Source organism: Rathayibacter sp. Leaf296 (genome assembly GCF_001423045.1).
Lineage (GTDB): Bacteria > Actinomycetota > Actinomycetes > Actinomycetales > Microbacteriaceae > Rathayibacter > Rathayibacter caricis.
Genome location: NZ_LMNR01000002.1, coordinates 587,553 through 605,742, shown reverse-complemented (window position 1 = coordinate 605,742; position 18,190 = coordinate 587,553). Strand labels below are relative to the sequence as shown.

Below are 18,190 nucleotides of genomic sequence, written 5' to 3'. Positions count from 1 at the left end.
GCATCCGACGACCGGCGGTCAGATCCCTCCCGGAGGAGCGGCGGGCGAGTCGTGGCGCCACCGGCGCCGTCGCGCGGCGAGGACGCCCCACAGGATCACCAGCGCGATCGTCAGGAGGACGCCGAGAGAGCCGATGTCGATGCCGGTGATCGGTCGCAGGAGCGGACCCGACGAGGGGTACCACTCCAACAGCAGGTCCGCCAGTTGCGCGCCGGCGATCACGAAGGCGACGATCGCCGAGCCGATGGTGATGACGATCCGGTATCCGCGAGCGCGGCGCTGCACCTGCTCCGCACCGCTGTAGGCGCGGGCGGCGACGGCTCCCTGCAGCGTGTCGAAGAGCGACATCCCGGAGGCGAAGACGATCGGCAGCGAGAGCGTGACCCACCAGGGGGTGCTGGTGGTCGCGGCGGAGGATCCGGCGAGAGCGAGCAGTCCGATCTCCGTGGCCGTGTCGAAACCGAGCCCGAACAGCAACCCCACGGTGTACATCCGACCGGGGCGGTCGACCGTCACGTGGAGCCGGCGCAGGAGGAGCATGACCGGTCCGCCGGACGCGGGGCGCCTCTCCCGGAGAGATCGCAGGTTGACGACCGCTATCAGGACCAGGAACACGCTGGAGACCACGGGCCCCGCGACTCCGGTGACGGTCTGCAGTGCGGAGCCCTCATCGGCGAGATCGGCGCCGAGTCCGTCGATGCCCAGGACGAGGAGGAGGCAGAGGAAGGCGACGACGGTGGAGTGCCCCAGGGAGAACCAGAGCCCCACCCGATGGGCGGGGCGTCCCGTCGAGGTGAACCGGCGCGTGGTGTTGTCGATGGCCGCGATGTGATCGGGATCGAACGCGTGCCGCACCCCCAGGAGATAGGCGATCAGGGCGGTGCCGACGGTGATGCCGTGCGGCGCTGCGTCACCGGACAGACCGAGAGTCGCCGCGATCGTCCCCCAGCCGACGAGATGCAGGCCGGCGATGGTGGCCCAGGAAACGGGATCGGATCGTCGCGTCATGCGCTCCTCCGTTCCTGCGCGGACAGCTCGCCGGACGCGGTGGTGTCCCAGACGTCCGCGAGGTCCGCATCGTGCGTGCTCGCGCCGAAGGCGCGGAAGACGGCACCGCCGGTGTCGAGGGTCGTCCGCGTCGCGTTCTCCGGCCGTGCCTCCGGCCACTCCGGGGCGGGCCGGCCGAGCAGCGTCACCGTGTCCAGCACCCGGTGCCGGCCCAGCACTCCCGGCTCCGGCGAGCGACCGTCCACCGCGAGGGTCTCGTGCAGGACGGGCCCCGCCGGGTCCTCGATGATCGTCGTCGTCCGCATCCGGCCGCCGCGCTCGCCGCTGCGCCCGAGCACGAGGGTGTCGCGGAGACTCAGGCCGGCTCCCGCCTCCATGCGGGCGTGACAGCGCCGGACGACGTCGGCACCGTCGGCGACGACGAACGGAAGGGTGTGCCACCGGAGCCGCCCGCCGACGCCGATCGCGAGATCGACGTTCCACGTCGAGGTGGCACCGCGTCCGTCGTAGGTGACCGTGCCGCCGATGTCGGAGAGCTCCAGAGCGCATCCGGGACCGACGTCCACGACGATGTCGACCCGATCCCCGCCGAGGAGCAGCGCGCCGTTCGCGACGAGAGCCACGTGCGCTCCCGTCGCCGTCCGACTCACGATCCGCGGAGAGAGGAGACCCTGCTCGGCGACGACGTGCACGGAGCCGCGGGTCTTCCGGAGGGCGATGCGCGTGATCGTCACGGCGTGTGCGGATGCGGCTCGTCGTGGACGTGCTGGAAGCCGCCGGTCTCGTCGGCGTGGAAGTGGGGAGCCATCGGGCCGGGATCCTGCGGCCGGTGCGAGCCGTTCCGGTGAGCCTCCAGGACCGACAGGATCCACTCCTTGAGCAGCGCGATCGACTCGTCGTCGGTGCGGGAGAGTGCGAGCACCGCCCGACCGTCGCGGGCGACCGCTGCATCGGCGAGCATCTGCGGCACGTCGACGCCGACGTAGGGCGCGAGGTCGGTCTTGTTGACCACGAGCAGGTCCGCCCGTCCGATACCGGGCCCTCCCTTCCGGGCGACGTCCCCGCCGCCGGCGACATCCAGTACGAAGATCTGGGCGTCGGCCAGAGCCGGGGAGAAAGTGGCAGTGAGGTTGTCGCCCCCGGACTCGATGATCACCACGTCCAGCGGTGCGAAGTCCTGCTCGAGGTCCTCGACCGCGAGCAGGTTGGCGGTCACGTCGTCACGGATCGCCGTGTGCGGGCACGCTCCCGTCTCCACGGCACGGATGCGGTCGGGGTCGAGGACGCCCGCTGATCGCAGCATCCGCGCGTCCTCGTCGGTGTAGATGTCGTTCGTGATCACCCCGAGCCGGATGTCGTCGGCGAGGGCGCGGCACGCGGTGGCGATCAGGGAGGACTTCCCGACCCCGACGGGGCCGGCGACGCCGAGTCGGAGTGCTCGGATGGTGGTGTCAGGCATGGAACAACCTCTGCGATCGGGAGGCGTGCGCTTCGGCCCACGCCTCGTTCAGCGGTCCGCCGAGGGCGGGGATGCCCTCGGGGTCGGTCAGGTCGGCGACGTCCGCGACCAGTGGAAGCACCGCGGTGACGGCGGCGAGGACCCAGCGCACAGCGTCGACCGGGTCCGTGGGATGCAGCTTCACCATCGCCGTCGCCGCCGATTGCGCTTCGTCGTAGACGATCACGCGGGCCAGATCCTCGGCCGCCATCCCGGTGGCGGCGGCGACCGCTCCCAGGACGACGCAGCGCGGCGGTGAGCTCAGCCGGCGGCAGGTCAGGACCGCCGCGTGCTCGCCCCAGATGCTCAGAGCGAGCCGTTGAACGCCGCGGCCGAGGGTGCGGGAGGCCGCGCGCTGGGCCGCGCTCGGTGTGCGGGCCGCCCAGGCGCCGACGACCCGCTGGAGCGCGGCGGCGTCGGCGCCCAGGAGGCTGAGGTGCCGGCTGACGACCGCGGCTCCGGCGTCGGTCAGCGCCGTCGTCCGCAGTCGCACCGCGATCCACTCGGGGACGTCCTCTGGCGCCAGTCCGCCCAGGAGTGCGGGTTCGAGACCGGCCGACTGCGTGTGGCCGCCCGTGGGGAGACGGGAATCGGCGAACAGCATCGCCATCACGGCGGAGGACGACCTCTGCGCATCGCTCACGATCGTCATCAGAAGAGGGTGTACAGCTGCGCGAGCGGGAGACGCTCGGCGGGCGCGGGCACGACCGGCTCACCGTCGATCGTGATGGCGAAGGTCTCCGGGTCGATGTCGATCTGCGGCAGGGCGTCGTTGTTGCGGAGGTCGCGCTTGGTCACGCCCCTGGTGTCTCGGACAGGTGCGAGGCGGCGCCGGAGTCCCAGCTCCTCGGCGAGCCCGCCGGCGAGCGCGGCAGGGGCGACGAAGGAGACCGAGAGATCGGCCGCGGTCGCGTGGCGGAACGCGGGGCGCATCAGGACGGGCTGTGGCGTCGGGATCGAGGCGTTGGGGTCGCCGAGCGCCGCCCAGACCACGGCGCCGCCCTTGATGACGGCATCCGGCCGGACGCCGAAGAACCGCGGATCCCAGAGGACCAGGTCGGCGAGCTTGCCCGGTTCGACGGAGCCGACCTCGTGGTCGATGCCGTGGCCGATGGCCGGATTGATCGTGTACTTCGCGACGTAGCGCCGAGCCCGCTCGTTGTCGGCGGGCAGCGTCTCGGAGAGGCGCCCGCGCCGGTGCTTCATCACGTGCGCCACCTGCCAGGTGCGAGTGATGACCTCGCCGATGCGGCCCATCGCCTGCGCGTCCGAGGAGGTGATCGACAGCGCACCGAGGTCGTGGAGGATGTCCTCGGCAGCGATCGTCGTCGCGCGGATGCGGGATTCGGCGAAGGCGAGATCCTCCGGCACGGAGGGGTTCAGATGGTGGCAGACCATCAGCATGTCCAGATGCTCCGCGACGGTGTTCACGGTGTGGGGGAGCGTCGGGTTCGTGGAGCCGGGGATGACGTTCGGCAGTCCGGCGATCGAGAGGATGTCGGGAGCGTGCCCGCCTCCGGCTCCTTCGACGTGGAACGCGTGGATCCCGCGACCGCCGATCGCGTCGATGGTCGACTGCACGTACCCGGTCTCGTTCAGCGAGTCGGAGTGCAGCGCCACCTGGAGTCCCCACTCCCCGGCGGCGGTGAGGGCGGCGTCGATGGCCGCGGGGGTCGCTCCCCAGTCCTCGTGGATCTTGTACCCCGCGGCGCCCGCGAGGGCCTGCTCCGCGAGGGCTTCGGACGAGACGGTGTTGCCTTTGCCGAGCAGCAGCACGTTCACGGGCGAGGAGTCCAGCGCGCGGTGCATGCCCGCGAGGTGCCAGGCGCCCGGCGTCACGGTGGTCGCCTTCGAGCCCTCGGAGGGCCCTGTGCCGCCGCCGACGACGGTGGTGATGCCCGTGGCGGCCGCTTCGTCGATCTGCGAGGGGGAGAGCAGGTGCACGTGGGAGTCGATGCCGCCCGCGGTGAGGATGCGTCCCTCACCGGAGACGACGTCGGTGGAGGGTCCGATCACGAGCCCGGGGTGGACGCCGTCGGCGATGTCCGGGTTGCCGGAGCGGCCGAGTGCGACGATCCGGCCGTCCCGGATGCCCACGTCGGCTCGGACGACGCCCCACCAGTCGAGGACGACGGCGTTGGTGATGACCGTGTCGAGGGCACCCTCGCGCCGGGTCCGAGTGGACTGCGCCATCGACTCGCGGATCGACTTGCCGCCGCCGAAGACCGCCTCCTCTCCGCCGACGGTGCGGTCCTCCTCGATCTCGATCCAGAGGTCGGTGTCTCCAAGCCGGATCTGATCGCCGGCGGTGGGTCCGAAGAGCGCCGCATAGCGGGTGCGGTCGATGCGCATCAGACCGCTCCGTCGTCGAGGCCGGGGTGAGCCAGGTTGCGGCGCTGCAGGCCGGGGACCTGCCTCGCGCCTCGGAGTGCGACGATGTCGAGCAACCGTGACGCACCGGGCTCGAAGCGCTGGGAGGTTCCGGAGGGGATGTCGAGGCGGAAGCCGTGAGCGCGGAGGCGGTCGAACTCCAGGCTCTCGTTGGCATCCGGCAGGTGGAGGTGCGAGCCGATCTGGACGGGTCGGTCGCCGACGTTGAGGAACACCATGCGCGCGCGCTCCTCACTCGATCTGCCGGCATTCAGCTCGATGTCCCCGGGTCTGATGCGGAAGGCACCGGGCCCGTTCGTGCGCAGTTCGGTCATGGTGTCGCCTCCTGGACGGGGTGGTGCACGGTGACGAGCTTGCGCCCGTCGGGGAAGGTCGCCTCGACCTGGACCTCGGTGAGCATCGCGACGACGTCGGGGAGGACCTGGTCGCTCGTGAGGACCCGCCTGCCCTCGCGCATCAGCGTGGCGACATCGGCTCCGTCGCGCGCCTGCTCGACGACCCAGGTGGAGAGGTAGGCGACGGTCTCGGGGTAGTTGAGGCGCACCCCTCGTCCGAGCCGGTCGCGCGCGATCATCCCTGCCACGGCGAGCAGGAGCTTCTCCGTCTCGGAGGGCGTCAGGTGCACAGGAGACTCCTCGCGGGCTCTCGTCGTTCATCGGTCGGTGTCATGGGGAAGCGTCCTCTCTCGACGTCGGCCTCGGGATCGGCGACGACGGGTCAGTCGATGGGCATGCGGACGGTCAGTCCGCCGTCGACGGTGACGTGCTGGCCGGTGACGTACGACGCCTCCGGCGAGGTGAGGAAGCGCAGCACGTTCGCGACCTCGCGGGGCTGTCCGACTCGGCCGGCGGGGATCCTCTGTCCGGCTCGGGCGAGCCCGTCAGGGCCGAAGGAGTTCGCCGCGTCCTCGGTCTGCGGGCTCTGGATCACTCCGGGGATCACCGCGTTGACGCGGATGCCGCGCCCCGCGAGCTCGACGGCGAGGCCTCGCACCAGCCCGAGCACGCCGGCCTTGGCCGCGGAGTAGTGCGCGTGGTCCGCCCAGCCGTACACGCCGCCGGAGATGGACGACACGGCGGCCAGAGCACCACCGTCGGGCATCCGGCCAGCGGCGCTGCGGAACAGCCGGACGACACCGGTGAGATCCACCGACAGGAGATCGTTCCAGGCCTTGTCCGTGAGGTCCTCGAGGCGGTGCAGGCGCACGATGCCCGCGTTGGCCACGGCGATGTCGAGGCGGCCCCACTCGTCGACGGCGCGCTGGGCGAGTCCGTCGACACTCTCGGCGTCCCGGACGTCCACCTCGTGGACGACGGCCTCTCCGCCGGCGGCTTCGACCAGACGCAGGGTCTCGTGCGGATCGTGGGGATCTCCGGGAAACGTGCCGATGACGCTGCGGACGCCGTGCTCGGCGTAGGCGACGGCGAGCTGCCGGCCGATCCCGCTGGCGGCTCCGGTGATGACGGCGACGCGATCAGGCGACATGGGGTGTCCTCTCGGGGGGTGACGGGGGTGAGACCGATGGGGTGGTGTGCAGCAGGGCCGGCACGTCGACGAGTGCCCGCGCGCCCTCCTCGGTGACGAGGGCGGTGCTCGCGGCGGCGACGGTGATCCCTCCGGGCAGCTGTGCGGACGGGTGGACGCAGAGCAGGTCTCCCACGGCGAAGGCGGCCTCGGAGTCGGGTCGGAGCGCCTCGGCCACCTCGTCGATGCCGCTGAGGTGACCGATGCCGATGCTCGGCGGGCCGAGGTGCGTCGTGGCCTCTGCCAGTCGTCGTGCGGTGTCCGCCAGCCGGCCTCCTGCCCTGACCTCGGGTGGTCGCGCTGCGGCGTCGGTGATCTCGGACATCGCTCGACGCAGCTCGACGGGTACTGCTCCGATCGCCAACGGACCTCCGGCCTCGATCCACCAGCCGTCGATGCCGGCGGCCTCCACGAAGACGGTGACGACGTCCCCCTCGGCGAGGACGGTGCCGGTCGGATGCCGAGCGTGGAAGCCGTTGGCCTCCACCTGCACGATGACGGTCACGGCTCCTGCGGCGACGAGCGCCGCGTGCGCGGCTGCCGCGACCCCCCGCTCCGTCGCGCCGGGCCGTGCGGCGTCGCGAGCTGCGAGGAGCCCGTCGCGGACCCGGGCGGCGGCCTCGTCCAGGGCGAGCTCGTCCGGCGGACCGAGCACTCGTCGCAGCGACCGCAGGTCCGGGCCGTCGACGACACTCAGGTCGGGCGGGAGCGCGGCGGTCACCTCGGAGACCAGGCGGTGCGCCGCCCGGTCTCCGAGCACGGCGACACGACCCACGGGAACGGAGAGGAGCTCGGAGACCACGATCGTCGGCAGCGGGTCCACGCCGGCGGAGACGATCCTGTAGCCGCCTGCACGGTCCGCGGCCCGCAGGACGCGCGCGTCCTGCTCCGAGGTCGTGACGACGACCGGCCGGCCGGTCCGTCGGACGACCGACAGGGCGCCTTTGCCCGGCGGGAGCAGCCCGGTGGCGACGAGGAAATCGCCGTAGCCGCCGAGCGGCTCCGCGCCGAAGACCAGGAGCGCGTCGAGGTCGTGGGCGGTCATCAGGTCCCTGAGCCGGGACCGTCGGGCGTCCGCGGCCGGCTGTGAGGCGACGGCGCTCACGGCGCACCGAAGTCGTTCAGCCGCGGGAACGACTCGTGGTGCTCCGTCCACCAGTCGGCGATGTCGCCTCGGCGGGCGAACCAGACCCCGCCACGCTGCTGGGCGTGGTCGAGGAAGCGTCGCAGCGCGTTCGTGCGCGCGGCCTGGCCTGCGAGGCGGGGATGCAGCCCGATCGACATCATCTTCGGCGCCCCCGCGGCGCCCTCCTCCCAGAGCTCGTCGAAGGCGCGAGTGATGTAGTCGAAGAACTCGGCGGGGTTCTTCGACCCCTGCGAGTCGTTGTAGGTCTGCGAGTACGGGATCACGAGGTGCTGCGTGCCGCCGACCTCGGTGAAGTAGGGGAGATCGTCGTTGTACGCGTCGCAGTCGAACGCGAAGCCGCCCTCCTCCACGACGAGCTCGCGGGTGTGGACGCTCGGTCCGTAGCGGCAGTACCAGCCGCGCGGCCGCTCGCCCCACGTTCGCTCGAACGACTCGACGGCGAGGCGGATGTGCTCCCGCTCCTCGTCGCGGCTCAGACGCCAGTGCTCCTCCCACCGCCAGCCGTGCGAGACGAGATCGTGGCCCTCGGCCCGCGCGACCCGGGCGACCTCGGGGTTCTGCTCGAAGGCGACCGCGCAGCCGAAGAACGTCACGGGGACGTCCCTGTCGCGGAACAGCCGCAGGAGGCGCCAGACCCCGACGCGACTGCCGTACTCGTACATCGACTCCTGGGCGAGATCGCGGATGCCGGCGGGGAACCGGTACCCGGAGTCGCCGAGTACGTCGTTCTCCGCGTCTCCGAGGGCCCAGCTGTACTCCGAGCCCTCCTCGTAGTTGACGACGATGTTCACCGCGACGTTGGCCCCGCCGGGCCAGGTCACCTGAGGCGAGGAGGCGCCGTACCCGACGAGGTCCCGCGCGGGCCGCAGGGCCGGATTCCCGATCATCACGAGGCCATCCATCCGCCGTCGACGAGGAGGTTGTGACCGCTGATGAAGGTGCAGTCGTCGGAGGACAGGAAGAGGGCGGCACCCGCGATGTCCTCCGGCCGTCCCAGCCGGTAGAAGGGCGTGCGGGAGCGGGAGTACTCCAGCACCGGATCGCTCATGTCGATCTCGCCCGGATGCGTGCCGGTGATGATGCGGCCGGGTGCGATGCCGTTGACGAGGATGCCGTGCTTCCCGTAGTCGACAGCGAGCTGGCGGGTCATCTGGACCATGCCGCCCTTGCTCACCGCGTACGCGAAGTAGTCGGGCGGCCCCATGAAGCCCTGCTGCGACGTGATGTTGACGATGCGGCCCCGAATCTCCGCCACAGGGTCCTGCGCCATCATCGCGCCGACGGCGGCTCGGCAGCACAGGAACTGACCCCGGAGGTTCACCGCCATCAGCCGGTCCCAGTCCTCCTCGGTCGTGTCGAGCACCGAGTCGGAGAACACCAGCCCGGCGTTGTTCACCATCACGTCCAGCCGGCCGAACTCGTCGATGGCGCGGCGCACGAGAGCGTCGACGTCCTCCGCGCGGGAGACGTCTGCCCGCTGGTACACCGCGGTCCCTCCGGCCTCCGTGATCACAGCGGCCGTCGGAGCGGCCTCCGCTCCGTTCCAGATCGGCTCCTCGCGGATGTCGCTGACCACGACCCGGGCGCCCTCGGCGGCGAGTCTGACCGCGATCGCCCGTCCGATCCCCGAGGCCGCGCCGGTGACGACGGCGACCCGTCCTTCGATCCTCATCGTGCTGTCCCTTCCGACGGGGTGAGGGTTCCTGTGCTGCCGACGCTCATCGCTCGTCGGCGCTGAGGCGTTCGATCGCGTCGACGACGAGGTCCCAGAAGCCGTCGAAGTCGAGCTTCGTGGCGGCGAGGTTGGTCTTCGGCTTCCCGAGTGCGCCGAGGAAGTCGGTCACCGTCTCGCCGTAGGTCCACTGACCCTTGGTCTCGACGGTGATGAACGCCTCTTCAGCGTGCACGATGTCGTGCGAGATCACGCGGGCGACGGCGCAGGGGTCGTGCACCGGCGCGTGCGGCATCTTCCACACCGAGTCGTAGTTGCCGCCGAAGAAGGCGAGCCAGTCGACGACGACCTGGGACAGGGGAGTGCCGATGCTGCGGATCCGCTCGACGACCTCGGGGGTCGCCAGCGCCTGGTGGGTCAGGTCGAGACCGACCATCGTCACCGTCCACGCCGCGTCGAAGACCGCAGCGGCGGCCTCCGCGTCCGCGATGATGTTGAACTCAGCGGACGGCGTGACGTTGCCCACGCTGTAGCCGCCGCCCATGAGGACGACCTCGGCGACACGGTCGATGATCTTCGGCTCGAGCCTCATCGCCAGGGCGATGTTGGTCAGCGGACCGGTGGGGACGAGGGTGATCTCCTTCGGCCCGTGCTGCATCACGAGGTCCACGATCAGCTGCGCCGCATGCCGCGGATCGAGGGCCATGGCCGGCTCCGGCAGGGCCGGACCGTCGAGGCCGCTCGTCCCGTGGACGGATCCGGCGATGGTGTCGGCGTCGGTGATCTGCTCGCGCACCAGGGGGAATTCGGCACCGGCGGCGATCGGGATACCGGTGGCCCCGACGAGGGTCGCCACGCGCTGCGTGTTGTAGACGACCTTCTCGAGCACCTGGTTGCCGGCGACGGCGGTGATGGCGATGAGGTCGATCTCGGGATTGCCCTGCGCGAGCAGGATGGCGATCGCGTCGTCGTGGCCGGGGTCGACGTCGAGGATGATCTTGCTGGGCATGGTGTGCCTGCCTTTCATGGTGGGGATCTGCTATTTCATGCCCGTGCGTGCGAGGCCCGGGATGAAGAGTCGCTGGAGGACGAGGAAGAGGATGATCAGGGGGATCGTCGCGATGGAGGCCCCGGCGAAGGAGAGGCCCCAGTTGGGCAGGTCTCCGGGGGAGACGGACTGCGCGATGACGACCTGCACGAGCTGCTTGTCCGTGCTCTGGATCGCGACGAGCGGCCACAGGAACCCGTTCCAGGAGAACAGGAAGATCATCAGCACGAACGTGACGAGGTCGGCTCGCACGACGGGGAGGATCACCGAGAAGAAGGTCCGGAAGTGCCCGGCGCCGTCCAGGCGGGCGGCCTCGTCCAGCTCGAACGGCACGCCTTCGAACGCCTGCCTAAGCAGGAACAGACCGAACGCGCTCGCGACCCAGGGGATCGCGACTCCGAGGAGGGTGTCCTGCATGCCGAGGCCGGAGATCAGCTGGAACAGCGGCACCACGAGGGCCTCGCTCGGCAGCATGAAGGTCGCGAGGATGATCGCGAAGACGACGCCGCGGCCGCGGAACGGGATCCGGGTCAGCGCATAGGCCGCGAGCGTGCAGACGATGAGGGACCCGACGACCTGGATCGACGCCACGATGAACGAGTTCACGAGCGCCTGACCGACTCCGCGGACCACGAACAGGTCGCGGACGTTCGCCCAGGTGGGCTCCACCGGAACGAAAGTGCGCCAGCTGATCGGGGCGACATCGCTGAAGATGCTGTTCTGCGTCTTCAGACCCGAGACCACCATCCAGAGGAACGGCCCGAGGAACACCGCGACGATGACGAGGATGACCAGCGCCGACCCGAGGACGCGCGGCCAGTGAGCGCTGGAGCGGCGCTTCTCGACGGTGCGCAGCGCCGGTGGCCGAGCGGGAGTGCGGAGGTGCTGCGTCGTGGTCACGTCAGTAGTCCCATCGGGTCTTGAGGAGCCGGTTCTGCACGAGCGCGATCGTGATCGCGATGAGCAGGAGGATCAGCGAGACCGCCGAGGCGAAACCGGGCTGCTGGAGGTTGAAGGCCATCTTGTAGATCTGGTAGACGAGGGTGTTCGTGGTCCCCTCCGGCGCGCCCTGGGTCATGATGTACGCCGGTGCGAAGGACTGCAGCGCGAAGACCGTGACGACCACGACCACGAGCACCGTCGTGCGGGACATCAGCGGGACCGTGATGTAGAGAAGGCGCTGGAATCCGGTCGCCCCGTCGATCCCCGCCGCCTCCATCACCTCGCCGGGAAGGGACTGCAGACCCCCGAGGTAGAGGACCGCGGCGAGACCCACCTGCTGCCACACCGTCATGACGATCAGGGCAGGCAGTGCCTGCTGGCCGCTCGTCAGGAAGGGCTGCGACTCGATCCCGACCACGTGCAGCGCGGAGTTGACCAGCCCGTTCTGATTGAGCAGGAACGTCCACAGAGTGGCGACCACGACCGACGACGTGACGACCGGGAGGAAGATCATCGTGCGGATCAGGGGCCGCGCCGGCAGTCGAGTGTTGAGGTAGAGCCCGAGCAGGAAAGCCAGCGGTACGGTGAGCACGCCGACGCCGAGGGCGAAGAGCAGTGTCACCCCCAGCGACTGCAGTGTCGAGGGATCGGTGAAGACGGAGACGAAGTTGTCGAGACCGACGAACTCCTTCACCCCGGGCGAGATCAGCGTGTAGCTGAAGAAGCTGTCGCGGAGCATGATCCCCAGCGGCACGTACTGGAAGACGATGAGCAGGATCAGGAACGGGGCCAGGAAGGCCGAGGCGGCGAGGAGGTTGCGCCGCGACGGGTTCGGCCTGCTCCGCCCTCGTGTGCGGAGGGATGCGGTGGACACCGGGTGTCCTATCGGGCGAGGATCGGGTCGAGTTGGTCGACGGCCTGATCCAGCTGGGTCCGGGCATCGGAGCCGTAGGCGATGTTCTTGAGCGCGGTGGCGACGATGGTGTTGTACTGACCGAAGGCAGGCGTGAGGGGACGCGGCTCTCCCCACTGCTGCAGCTCCTCGAAGAGCATGTCGTAGGGCGCCTCCTGGTACTGGGCGTTGTCGGCGGCGACGTCGGTGAGAGCGGGGAGTCGGCCGTTGGCGGTGGTGTACTCGGTGGCCATGGAGCTCTCGCTGAGCGCGGCGACGACCTTCCCGGCGATCTCCGGGGTCGTCGTCGCGGCGGTGGCGCCGATCGTGACGGCTCCGGTGTGGATGATGGGGGTCGTGATGTAGGGCATGGGCGAGTTCCCCCACTCGAAGTCCGCGTCCGTGAGGGCCGCGGTCTGCGCGCTGGGGAAGAGGTCGAAGCACGCCTTGCCGTCGATGAACGCGTTCGGCCGACCCGTCTTGCTCGACACGGCCTCGTCGCCGTTGAACAGCGACTGGAAGAAGGTGGCAGCCTCGATCGCTTCCGGGCTGTTGAGGTAGCCGTCGACGCTCGTGCCGTCCGGGGACAGTGCGGCGTAGGTCTTGTAGGCCGAGGACGACTCGTCTGCGGTCGGGTCCCCCGCGCTGCGGAGGATCAGGAGATCCGCGTAGACGTTCCCTGGTGTGCCGTCGCCGAGCTGGGTCGGTGCGAGTCCGTAGATCGACGGGTCGCCCGGGGTGCCCTGCTGGCAGGCCAGCATCGCCTCCCGGGCCTCCTCCCACGTCCACGCCTCGCCGAGCGTCGTGGGGACGGTGATCCCGGCGGCGTCGGTGAGGTCCTTGTTGAAGTAGAGGCTCAGGGCGTCCTGCTGGACGTCGGCCGCGTAGAGCTTGCCGTCGTAGGTGTCGGCCTTGAGCGTCGCGGGAAGGGCGTTCTCCTTCCACTCGGCCGAGACGTATTCGTCCAGGGGCAGCAGGAGGCCCTTCGAGGCGTAGTCGGTCATGCTCGGCGAGTCGAAGCCGATGATGTCGGGAACGTTGCTCGAGGAGGCGAGGACGTTGATCTTCGCGTCCAGTTGACCGAACGGGACTTCGTTGACGGCGAACTCCACGCAGCCGTCGACGGAGTCCGAGTACGCCGAGAGCTGCTCGTCGGTGGGGACCTGGGTCGCGGCGCGGAGGACGTCGAGCGTGGTGACGCCGTCCGGGCACTGCTCCGTCGCCGCGCTCGTGTTCGAGTCCGAGCCCGAGCAGCCGGTGAGGGCGAGCGCGGTGGCGGCAGCGAGGGTGAGGATGCCGGCAGAGGTGGTCCTGCGGCGAGGGGTCGTGATGCGCATTCGAGTCTCCTGAGAGGGGGGCCTGGGGCCATCGAGGTGGAAGGGGGATTCCGCTGCCCGGGAACGAGGGATGGTCGTTCGCGGACGCGGGTGGTGCGGTGCGGTGCGGTCGGCCGGCGGAGTGGTCACGGGAGGGCGCCGACCGGGCGGGCGTCGACGGCCTCGGCGAGCGAGAGGCGGCGCGTTCCCTCGAGGCGAGCCCGGGCGGGGATCCGGCGCCCGACGGCGCCCGGATCGTGGAACCCGGTCTCGTCGACGACGATCCGGCCCCCGGCCACGACAGCGAGGATCCGTCCTTCGGCGACGCGACCCTCGAAGGGCGTGTAGTCGGAGGCCGTGTGCTGCGAGGCGGCGGTGATCGTCGTCCGCCCTCCGGGATCGAGGACGACGAGATCGGCATCGGCTCCTGGAGCGATCCGTCCCTTGCCCTGCAGACCGTTGAGCTCCGCCGGAGCGGTCGACGTCATGCTCACCAGGTCCTCGACTCTCATGCCGTTCCGGACGACGAGGTGGTCGTAGGCCACGACGAGGCGGTGCTCGACGCCGGGGAATCCGTTCGGCATCCTGGTCGCGTCGTCCGCGTACCGGCGCTTCTGCTCGGTCGAGTAGCAGTTGTGGTCGGAGCCGATGGTGTCGATGTCACCGGCCTGCGCCCGCCGGGTGAGGGCCGCCGTCTGCTCCGAGGAGCGCAGCGGGGGACAGCAGACGTAGAGCTCGGGGTGCGGCCCGTCGTAGAGCGAGTCGTCCAGGGTGAGGTAGTGCGGACAGGTCTCGGAGTACGCGCGGATCCCGCGTGCGCGGGCATCGGCGACGAGGGCGACCGCGGAGTCGGTGGTCTGGTGGACGAAGTAGACGGAGCATCCGGCAGCCTCTGCCAGCTCGAGCGCCTGCATGACGGCTGCGAGCTCGGCCTCCTCGGGTCGTGTCTCGGCATGGAACCGCGCGTGTGAGCGTCCGGAGGCGGAGGCGTGATCGAGAGACGCCTCCACGAGGTGGTTCGCCTCAGCGTGGATGAGAGCCATGCCCCCGAGGCGGCCCAGCTCCGCCATCACCTTCGCGATGGTGCTCGGGTCGGCCATCACGCCGTCCCGGTAGGTGGTGAACATCTTCACCGTCAGCACGCCGAGCTCGGACATCGCCTGCAGCTGTGTCGCGGTCGTGGAGTCCCAGGCGAGGACGGCGCCGTGAAGGGCGACATCGCACCGCGCGGAGTCGACGAGCCGCAGCTTGCCGTGCAGCGCCTCGAGGGGTGGCTGCCGGGGTTCGGGGATCGCGAAGTCGATGATCGTCGTCGTGCCGCCCCAGAGCGCGGCGATCGTCGCCTGCTCGTACCCGTCGAGCATCGAGAACTCGCCCAGCACCTGACCGACGTGGCAGTGCGGGTCGACGCCGCCGGGCAGGAGCAGCTGCCCTGTCGCGTCGAGGACCCGGCTCGCTGCCGGGACCTCGGCCGAGGGATCGAGCACCGCCGCGATGAGGCCCTCGCGGATCACCACCGTCGCCGCCCGTCGCCCCGCTGCGTTGACGACCGTTCCCCCGACGAGGACGAGGTCCGCGGTGCTCATGCGGAGGTTCCCGGGCGCTGGTGGCTCGGATCGAAGATGGACGTGTTCAGCTCGTCGAGGTGCTGGTGCATCGCGGCTCGGGCGCGATCGGCGTCCCGCGCCCGGATCGCGTCGAGGACGGCTCGGTGCTGCCGGACCTGCTCCTCCCGAGACTCCACGGTGGGAAGCCCCCGCTGGTTGACCAGCTCCCAGAGCGGGTGACGGCCGACGCTGACCAGCTGGTCGATGATGTCGCCGAAGAGCCGGTTGCCGCAGGCCGGCGCGAGGTCGGTGTGGAACTGCAGTCCGAGGGAGACGAAGCGCGCCACCTGGTCGCGCTCGGCGACGAGCTCGGCCTGCTCGTCGACGTTCCGGGTGAGCAGAGCCAACCGGTCGTCGTCGATGCGGTGCGCCGCGAGGCCGGCTGCGATCGGCTCGAGGTGGAGCCGTGTCTCGATCAGCTCCCGCGGCGGGCTGTCCAGGGGTGATCCGTGGGCGCCGCCGACCGATGCCGCCGGGAGGCTGACGAACGTGCCGTCGCCGTGCCGGACGTCGATGGCGCCGATGAGCTCCAGTGCCAGGAAAGCCTCTCGTGCGGTGGCGCGGGAGACGCCTGCTTCTGCGGCGATCTCGGTGTGCGCCGGCAGCCGCTCGCCCGGGCGGTAGTCGCCGCGGTTGATGGCGGCGAGCAGCCGTTGCGCGAGGGCGAGGTAGCGGCGGTTGCCGACTCCTTCAGAGGTCGATGACATGCTCACACGGTACACATCTGACTTCTCGAGTACAAGAGATCTGATGAGTCGACCGGTCGATCCGCGAGCGTGCCGAAGCGCCGGTGATCCTTCGTGGCGCGCAAGAGCTCGAGTGGCCGTGGATCGACCCTGGGCAGTCGGGGGTCGTCGGCTGACCGAGCCGTCACCGGCAGCGATGGAGGCGTCTCGGCTGGCGACACCGACGCGAGACGGGGTGCTCAGCCTCGACGCAGGGACATCCGCGGAGGCCGGTCGGTGATGGGGGCGGGTCTGTCGGTGATCGGGTGGGTCTGTCGGAGTGTCAGCTCATCGACGCGGGCGCGGTCCGCGTGGCGGCCTCCGCCTCGAGCATGAGGTCCATCAGGCCCGGGAAGCGCCGGTCGAGCTCCTGCTCCTCGGGCATGGGTGGAATCGGACCCGGACCGGCTGATCCTCGTGATTCGGCCCCGTGCGGCGGCCCTCCGAGTGGAATCGAGGACGGCGGCGACCGCGCGCAGCGGTCAGCCCGGCAGGAGTCCGGTCCTCGAGACTGCCCCGATGCCCCCTCCTCGCCGTCTCACGCAGATGAACCCTCCCGCGTCGTCGGATGGACCTGAGCGGAGACGGTGCGGACGCTCAGAGGCCGCTGAACATCGTCAGGAACTGCGAGTAGGCGCCGGTGGCGACCGCGTCGCGGATCGGCTTCGCGTTCTCGACGACGAGCTCCTGCGCGTCGGGGTTCTCGCGCAGCAGGGTGACCAGCTCGTCGAGGAAGGCGTCCACGGGCATGGCCATCGGGTTGTCCTGGTTGCCCAGGAGTGTGGTGGCGACGGCCGGCGGGACGATCTCGACGACCTGCACTCCGGAGTCGGCGAGCTGCACGCGCAGGCCCTCGAGGAACGAGTGCACGGCGGCCTTGGTCGCGCTGTACGTGGGCGTCGCCGGGAACGGCACGAAGGCGAGCGCCGAGCTCGTGCTGAGGATCGCGGCGTCCTGCTGCGTCACCAGCTGGGGGAGGAACGCGTAGATCGTCCGGATCGTGCCGAGCAGGTTCGTGGCCACCTGCTCCTCGGCGATGCGGACGTCCTCGGGGTGGAGGACGTTCTCGAGCAGCTGGATGCCGGCGTTGGCGACCAGGACGTTGAGGTCCGGGTGGCTGACTGCCAGGCTCGCCGCAGCCCGGGCGATCGAGTCGGGGTCGGCGACGTCGAGCTCGACCGAGGCGAGGTCGGGGTGCTCGGCCGTGATCGAGTCCAGGAGCACCCTGCGGCGTCCGGCGATGATGACGGTGTTGCCGGCTTCCTGGAGGCGGAGGGCCAGGCCCAGGCCGATACCCGAGGTGCTGCCGGTGAGGAGGATCGTGTTGCCGGAGATCTTCATGGGGTCGTGCTCCTTCGTCGATCGCGGTCCCGGTGCGGGCCGCTGCTGCGACGGTAGGCGCCTGCCGGAGCGCCAGGCAGAGTCCTCCTGTCCCTGGATCGGTGGTCCCGGGATCACGGGGACCGGGTCGTGGACGAGGCCCGGGGGGCGCGAGGACCGTCGGCGCCGACGGGGCGGGACGGGGGCGGCGCGTCGCCGCTCCCCGTCCCTCCGCCCGTCAGCTGCCGGGACCGGCCAGCTCGGGGTCCATCCCCTCCGACTCGAGGATCTCCCCGATGGTGCCGTCGGCGGTGAGGGTCTCGAGGTCGGCGTTGATCGCCTCGACGAGACCGGTGTTGTCCCGGGTGACGCCGATCACGACGTTCGAGAGCTCCTGCGACGTCGGGATCTCGGGCGAGGAGGCGAACGCCTCGGCCGTGAGACCGCTGTCGCTCGACACGCGGAAGGCGGCTTCGGCCGAGGTCAGGACGACCGCGTCGATCCGTCCGGCGTCCAGGTCGCTCATCATGCTCGACGAGTCCTGGTACTGGGTCACGGAGTCGGTTCCGAGGGCGCTCGCGAGCGCGTCGTTCCAGAGGTACCCCTGGATCACTCCGACGCCCTTGCCCGAGAGGTCCTCGAGCGAGGAATACCCGTCGTTCGACACGATCGACATGCCGTCGCGGTACATCGGGTCGCTCAGGCCGATGGCCTCCGCTCGCTCCGCCGTGTAGTAGAGGCCCGAGATGAGCGCGTCGGCCCGATTCGACTGGACGCTGGACACGGCGGCCGCCGAGGCCACGTTCGTGGGAGCGATGGCGAGGCACTCCATGTCGGCGATCGCCTGGATGATCTTCCCGTCGACTCCGCCGAGCTCGCCGTCCGTGGACAGCGTCGTGTAGGGCTCGGTCGTGTAGACGGACAGCGAGAGCGTTCCGGGGGTCAGGGTGGTGATGCCGTCGTGGACGGGGTCGCAGTCGGAGGAGGCCGAGACGGCGGCGGGCGTCGCCGCGCATCCGGAGAGCGCGAGGAGTGCCGCGCTGAGCGTGGTGGCGAGGAGAAGGCGGTTCCGGTTCATGCGAGTATCCGTTTCCTGGGGT

The 18,190-nt window shown here is 70.5% G+C and carries 19 protein-coding genes; all 19 read right to left on the bottom strand.

Going from position 1 to position 18,190, the window contains the following annotated elements:
- Positions 1-18: 18 nt before the first annotated feature.
- The 19 genes from ASF46_RS13030 to ASF46_RS12940 all read right to left on the bottom strand — a co-directional run bounded on the left by ASF46_RS13030 (position 19) and on the right by ASF46_RS12940 (position 18,168).
- On the bottom strand, positions 19-1,008 hold the full coding sequence (locus ASF46_RS13030; protein WP_056867977.1) for a HoxN/HupN/NixA family nickel/cobalt transporter: 990 nt from the start codon (positions 1,006-1,008) through the stop codon (positions 19-21).
- Positions 1,005-1,742, bottom strand: coding sequence for an urease accessory protein UreD (locus tag ASF46_RS13025; RefSeq protein WP_056867976.1), 738 nt, complete (start codon positions 1,740-1,742; stop codon positions 1,005-1,007). Before ASF46_RS13025 ends, ASF46_RS13030 begins: the two co-directional genes overlap by 4 nt.
- Positions 1,739-2,467, bottom strand: a complete 729-nt coding sequence (gene ureG, locus ASF46_RS13020; protein WP_056867975.1) for an urease accessory protein UreG — start codon at positions 2,465-2,467, stop codon at positions 1,739-1,741. The genes ASF46_RS13025 and ureG overlap by 4 nt, the downstream gene beginning before the upstream one ends.
- Entirely contained in the window at positions 2,460-3,158 is a 699-nt protein-coding gene (locus tag ASF46_RS13015; RefSeq protein ID WP_056867974.1) for an urease accessory protein UreF, read from the bottom strand. The genes ureG and ASF46_RS13015 overlap by 8 nt, the downstream gene beginning before the upstream one ends.
- A complete protein-coding gene (locus tag ASF46_RS13010; RefSeq protein WP_056867973.1) occupies positions 3,158-4,858 on the bottom strand; it encodes an urease subunit alpha in 1,701 nt (566 codons plus the stop codon). The genes ASF46_RS13015 and ASF46_RS13010 overlap by 1 nt, the downstream gene beginning before the upstream one ends.
- On the bottom strand, positions 4,858-5,211 hold the full coding sequence (gene ureB, locus ASF46_RS13005; RefSeq protein WP_056867972.1) for an urease subunit beta: 354 nt from the start codon (positions 5,209-5,211) through the stop codon (positions 4,858-4,860). The genes ASF46_RS13010 and ureB overlap by 1 nt, the downstream gene beginning before the upstream one ends.
- Positions 5,208-5,522: an urease subunit gamma gene (locus ASF46_RS13000; protein WP_056867971.1), complete on the bottom strand. Its 315-nt coding sequence runs from the start codon at positions 5,520-5,522 to the stop codon at positions 5,208-5,210. The genes ureB and ASF46_RS13000 overlap by 4 nt, the downstream gene beginning before the upstream one ends.
- A gap of 92 nt (positions 5,523-5,614) precedes the next feature.
- Positions 5,615-6,382, bottom strand: coding sequence for an SDR family NAD(P)-dependent oxidoreductase (locus ASF46_RS12995; RefSeq protein WP_056867970.1), 768 nt, complete (start codon positions 6,380-6,382; stop codon positions 5,615-5,617).
- On the bottom strand, positions 6,372-7,466 hold the full coding sequence (locus ASF46_RS12990; RefSeq protein ID WP_056867969.1) for a M24 family metallopeptidase: 1,095 nt from the start codon (positions 7,464-7,466) through the stop codon (positions 6,372-6,374). The genes ASF46_RS12995 and ASF46_RS12990 overlap by 11 nt, the downstream gene beginning before the upstream one ends.
- Before the next feature lie 56 nt (positions 7,467-7,522).
- The gene (locus ASF46_RS12985; protein WP_056867968.1) at positions 7,523-8,455 is read right to left on the bottom strand and encodes a polysaccharide deacetylase family protein; all 933 of its coding nucleotides are present in this window, start codon (positions 8,453-8,455) and stop codon (positions 7,523-7,525) included.
- Positions 8,455-9,240, bottom strand: a complete 786-nt coding sequence (locus ASF46_RS12980; protein ID WP_056867967.1) for an SDR family NAD(P)-dependent oxidoreductase — start codon at positions 9,238-9,240, stop codon at positions 8,455-8,457. Before ASF46_RS12980 ends, ASF46_RS12985 begins: the two co-directional genes overlap by 1 nt.
- Before the next feature lie 46 nt (positions 9,241-9,286).
- A complete protein-coding gene (locus tag ASF46_RS12975) occupies positions 9,287-10,249 on the bottom strand; it encodes a nucleoside hydrolase (protein ID WP_056867966.1) in 963 nt (320 codons plus the stop codon).
- Between the two features lie 30 nt (positions 10,250-10,279).
- Entirely contained in the window at positions 10,280-11,188 is a 909-nt protein-coding gene (locus tag ASF46_RS12970) for a carbohydrate ABC transporter permease (RefSeq protein WP_056867965.1), read from the bottom strand.
- 1 nt (position 11,189) lies between these two features.
- Complete coding sequence (locus ASF46_RS12965; protein WP_056867964.1) at positions 11,190-12,104, bottom strand: carbohydrate ABC transporter permease; 915 nt, start codon at positions 12,102-12,104, stop codon at positions 11,190-11,192.
- Positions 12,105-12,112: 8 nt separating this feature from the next.
- Positions 12,113-13,459 carry an ABC transporter substrate-binding protein gene (locus ASF46_RS12960; RefSeq protein ID WP_056867963.1) on the bottom strand — a complete coding sequence of 449 codons (1,347 nt, stop codon included), beginning with the start codon at positions 13,457-13,459 and terminating at the stop codon, positions 12,113-12,115.
- A 125-nt stretch (positions 13,460-13,584) separates the two neighbouring features.
- Positions 13,585-15,024 carry an amidohydrolase family protein gene (locus tag ASF46_RS12955; protein WP_056867962.1) on the bottom strand — a complete coding sequence of 480 codons (1,440 nt, stop codon included), beginning with the start codon at positions 15,022-15,024 and terminating at the stop codon, positions 13,585-13,587.
- Positions 15,021-15,752 (bottom strand): FadR/GntR family transcriptional regulator, encoded by a 732-nt coding sequence (locus ASF46_RS12950; RefSeq protein ID WP_157602505.1) that lies wholly within the window; start codon positions 15,750-15,752, stop codon positions 15,021-15,023. Before ASF46_RS12950 ends, ASF46_RS12955 begins: the two co-directional genes overlap by 4 nt.
- Before the next feature lie 615 nt (positions 15,753-16,367).
- Positions 16,368-17,111 (bottom strand): SDR family oxidoreductase, encoded by a 744-nt coding sequence (locus ASF46_RS12945; protein WP_056867960.1) that lies wholly within the window; start codon positions 17,109-17,111, stop codon positions 16,368-16,370.
- 217 nt (positions 17,112-17,328) lie between these two features.
- A complete protein-coding gene (locus ASF46_RS12940) occupies positions 17,329-18,168 on the bottom strand; it encodes a substrate-binding periplasmic protein (RefSeq protein WP_056867959.1) in 840 nt (279 codons plus the stop codon).
- Positions 18,169-18,190 lie beyond the last annotated feature (22 nt).